This is a genomic window from Mesorhizobium sp. M7A.F.Ca.CA.002.15.2.1 (assembly GCF_003998715.1).
GTDB lineage: Bacteria > Pseudomonadota > Alphaproteobacteria > Rhizobiales > Rhizobiaceae > Mesorhizobium > Mesorhizobium ciceri.
Genome location: NZ_RZPI01000585.1, coordinates 1 through 3643, shown reverse-complemented (window position 1 = coordinate 3643; position 3643 = coordinate 1). Strand labels below are relative to the sequence as shown.

At 60.8% G+C, this 3643-nt stretch carries 5 protein-coding genes; all 5 read left to right on the top strand.

What is annotated here, in order from left to right; translation table 11 throughout:
• Positions 1-312: 312 nt before the first annotated feature.
• Complete coding sequence (locus tag ENZ74_RS25615) at positions 313-678, top strand: NADH-quinone oxidoreductase subunit A (protein WP_010910112.1); 366 nt, start codon at positions 313-315, stop codon at positions 676-678.
• The gene (locus ENZ74_RS25610; RefSeq protein WP_013531090.1) at positions 669-1250 is read left to right on the top strand and encodes an NADH-quinone oxidoreductase subunit B; all 582 of its coding nucleotides are present in this window, start codon (positions 669-671) and stop codon (positions 1248-1250) included. Before ENZ74_RS25615 ends, ENZ74_RS25610 begins: the two co-directional genes overlap by 10 nt.
• Positions 1251-1254: 4 nt before the next feature.
• On the top strand, positions 1255-1857 hold the full coding sequence (locus tag ENZ74_RS25605) for an NADH-quinone oxidoreductase subunit C (protein WP_013531091.1): 603 nt from the start codon (positions 1255-1257) through the stop codon (positions 1855-1857).
• Positions 1858-3048, top strand: a complete 1191-nt coding sequence (locus tag ENZ74_RS25600) for an NADH-quinone oxidoreductase subunit D (protein ID WP_024501361.1) — start codon at positions 1858-1860, stop codon at positions 3046-3048.
• Positions 3049-3643 (top strand): NADH-quinone oxidoreductase subunit NuoE (nuoE, locus tag ENZ74_RS25595; protein WP_127313069.1); only part of this gene is annotated, 595 nt, incomplete at its 3' end.

Below are 3643 nucleotides of genomic sequence, written 5' to 3'. Positions count from 1 at the left end.
GTTTTGACCGAGGGTCGAATGGCTGATTCCAACCCATGCTAGCAGGGTTTTGGCAGCATTCATGTCAGGAGAGAAAAGTGGAGTAAAAAGCGAAGGAAATCAAACAGGAGCGGATCGGACCAGTTTGCCGCGATATGCCGTCCAGGTCGATGTTTTGAACAAGGTTTGACTTGCTTCGCTGGAAGTGCTGCGCTAACCCTCGCCGCGTTGCAGCATAGGCCCTTAAAACGGTTCAGCGGTTAAACTGTCACGCTTCCGCATTAGGGTCCGGTGCTGTAATCAACGTGGATTGGCGCCAACGGAAAGCCGAGCATGAACGCACTCTTGAGCTCATACCTGCCCATCGTCCTGTTCATAGGCGTGGCGCTGGTTGTCGGCCTGGCGCTGCTGGCCGCGCCCTTCCTGGTGGCCTACCGCAATCCCGATCCCGAAAAGCTTTCCGCCTACGAGTGCGGTTTCAACTCGTTCGACGACGCCCGCATGAAGTTCGACATCCGTTTCTACCTGGTGTCGATCCTGTTCATCATCTTCGACCTGGAAGTAGCCTTCCTGTTTCCGTGGGCGGTGTCGTTTTCGAAGATCGGCATGCTCGGTTTCTGGTCGATGATGGTTTTTTTGGCGGTGCTGACCATCGGCTTTGCCTATGAATGGAAAAAAGGAGCGCTGGAATGGGATTGAACGACAGTTCAGGCACCCTCGTCGCGCCGAAGCCCAAGGGCATCATCGATCCCAACACCGGCAGGCCGGTGGGGGAGGACGATCCCTTCTTCCTCGAGATCAACAACGAGTTGGCCGACAAGGGCTTTCTGGTCACTTCGACCGAGGCGCTCATCACCTGGGCGCGCAGCGGGTCGCTGATGTTCATGACGTTCGGCCTCGCCTGCTGCGCGGTCGAGATGATCCACACCTCGATGCCGCGCTATGATTCGGAGCGGTTCGGCGTCGCGCCACGCGCGTCTCCGCGCCAGTCCGACATCATGATCGTCGCCGGCACGCTGACCAACAAGATGGCGCCGGCGCTGCGCAAGGTCTACGACCAGATGCCGGAGCCGCGCTACGTCATCTCGATGGGCTCCTGCGCCAATGGCGGCGGCTATTACCACTATTCCTATTCGGTGGTGCGCGGCTGCGACCGCATCGTGCCGGTCGACATCTATGTGCCCGGCTGTCCGCCGAGCGCCGAAGCGCTGCTCTACGGCATTCTTCTCTTGCAGAAGAAGATCCGCCGCACCGGCACGATCGAACGGTAAATCCATGACCGCATCCCTGAGCGAACTGTCGACCTATCTCGGCGAGAAGCTGATCGGCCGCGTGAACGAGGCTGATATCGCCTATGGCGAACTCACCATCCATGTCGAGCCGCGCGATCTGGTCGAGGTGATGACCTTCCTGCGCGACGATGCGCGCTGCCAGTTCATCTCGATCATCGATGTCTGCGGCGCCGACTATCCGTCGCGGGCCAAGCGTTTCGACGTCGTCTATCACCTGTTGTCGCCGAAGCAGAATGTGCGCGTCCGCGTCAAGGTGCAGGCCGACGAGGAAACCATGGTGCCGTCGATCACCGGCGTCTATCCCGGCGCCGACTGGTTCGAGCGCGAGACCTACGATCTCTACGGCGTTTTGTTCTCCGGCCATCCCGACCTGCGCCGCCTGCTGACCGACTATGGCTTCGAAGGCCATCCCTTGCGCAAGGATTTCCCGCTGACCGGCTTCGTCGAGGTGCGCTACGACGACGAGGCCAAGCGCGTTATCTATGAGCCGGTCGAGCTCAAGCAGGAATTCCGCAATTTCGATTTTCTGTCCCCGTGGGAAGGTACGGATTACGTGCTGCCGGGTGACGAGAAGGCAAAGCAGTAAATGGCTGAAACCTCCGTCCGCAACTTCAACATCAATTTCGGCCCGCAACACCCCGCGGCGCACGGCGTTTTGCGCCTTGTGCTGGAGCTGGACGGCGAAGTCGTCGATCGCGTCGATCCGCATATCGGACTGCTGCATCGCGGTACCGAAAAGCTGATCGAAGCCAAAACCTATCTGCAGGCGGTACCCTATCTCGACCGGCTCGACTATTGCGCGCCGATGAACCAGGAACATGCCTTTGCGCTGGCCGCCGAGCGTCTGCTCGGCATCGAGGTGCCGAAGCGTGGCCAGGTGATCCGCGTTCTCTACAGCGAGATCGGCCGCATCATGTCGCACATCCTCAATGTGACGACGCAGGCGATGGACGTCGGTGCGCTGACGCCGCCGCTGTGGGGCTTCGTCGAACGCGAAAAGCTGATGGTGTTCTATGAGCGCGCCTCCGGTTCGCGCATGCATGCCGCTTATTTTCGGCCCGGCGGCGTCCATCAGGACCTGCCGCGTCAACTGGTCGAGGACATCGGCAAGTGGATCGACCCGTTCCTGAAGTCGATCGACGACCTCGACCGGCTGCTGACCGGCAACCGCATCTTCAAGCAGCGCAATGTCGATATTGGCATCGTCTCGCTGGCGGATGCCTGGGCCTGGGGTTTTTCGGGCGTGATGGTGCGTGGCTCGGGTGCAGCCTGGGATCTGCGCAAGTCGCAACCCTATGAATGCTATTCGGAGATGGATTTCGACATTCCGATCGGCAAGAACGGCGACTGCTTCGACCGCTACCTCGTGCGCATGGAAGAAATGCGCCAGTCGGCGAAGATCATGCGCCAGTGCGTCGACCTTTTGCTCGGCAAGGAGAGCACCGGCCCGGTGTCGAACCTCGATGGCAAGGTGGTGCCGCCCAAGCGCCAGGCGATGAAGCGCTCGATGGAAGCGCTGATCCATCACTTCAAGCTCTACACCGAGGGTTATCGCGTGCCGGCCGGCGAGGTTTACGCCGCCGTCGAGGCGCCGAAGGGCGAATTCGGCGTCTATCTGGTCTCCGACGGCTCCAACAAGCCCTACCGCTGCAAGCTGCGCGCGCCGGGTTTCGCGCATCTGCAGGCGATGGATTTCCTCTGCCGCGGCCACATGCTGGCCGACGTCACCGCCGTTCTCGGCTCCCTCGACATCGTGTTTGGTGAGGTCGATCGCTAAATGTCAGTCCGCCGTCTCGCAGAAGCCAGCGTCCAGCCAGCATCCTTCGCCTTCAACCGGGCGAATGCCGCGGCTGCGAAGCAATGGATCAAGAAGTACCCGAAGGGCCGTGAACAGTCGGCCATCATCCCGCTTCTGATGATAGCACAGGAGCAGGAAGGCTGGGTGACGAAGGCGGCGATCGAGACGATCTCCGACATGCTCGGCATGCCCCGCATCCGCGGGCTGGAAGTCGCGACCTTCTACACGCAGTACCAGTTGAATCCGGTCGGCACGCGTGCGCACATCCAGGTCTGCGGCACCACGCCCTGCATGCTGCGCGGTTCGGAAGCGCTGATGGATGTCTGCCGCTCCAAAATCCATCACGACCAGTTCCACACCAACGACAAGGGAACCTTGTCTTGGGAAGAGGTGGAATGCCTCGGTGCCTGCGTCAACGCGCCGATGGTGATGATCTTCAAGGACACGTTCGAGGATCTGACGCCGGAACGCCTGGCTGAAATCATCGATCTCTATGACGCCGGCAAGGGTGCTGCGGTGGAACCGGGGCCGCAGAATGGCCGCACCGGCTCGGAGCCGGCCTCCGGCCTCACCA

Bases quoted from the DNA above. Each gene is read 5' to 3' on its own strand.
- ENZ74_RS25615 (WP_010910112.1), top strand. From the start codon at position 313: ATGAACGCACTCTTGAGCTCATACCTGCCCATCGTCCTGTTCATAGGC.
- ENZ74_RS25610 (WP_013531090.1), top strand. From the start codon at position 669: ATGGGATTGAACGACAGTTCAGGCACCCTCGTCGCGCCGAAGCCCAAG.
- ENZ74_RS25605 (WP_013531091.1), top strand. From the start codon at position 1,255: ATGACCGCATCCCTGAGCGAACTGTCGACCTATCTCGGCGAGAAGCTG.
- ENZ74_RS25600 (WP_024501361.1), top strand. From the start codon at position 1,858: ATGGCTGAAACCTCCGTCCGCAACTTCAACATCAATTTCGGCCCGCAA.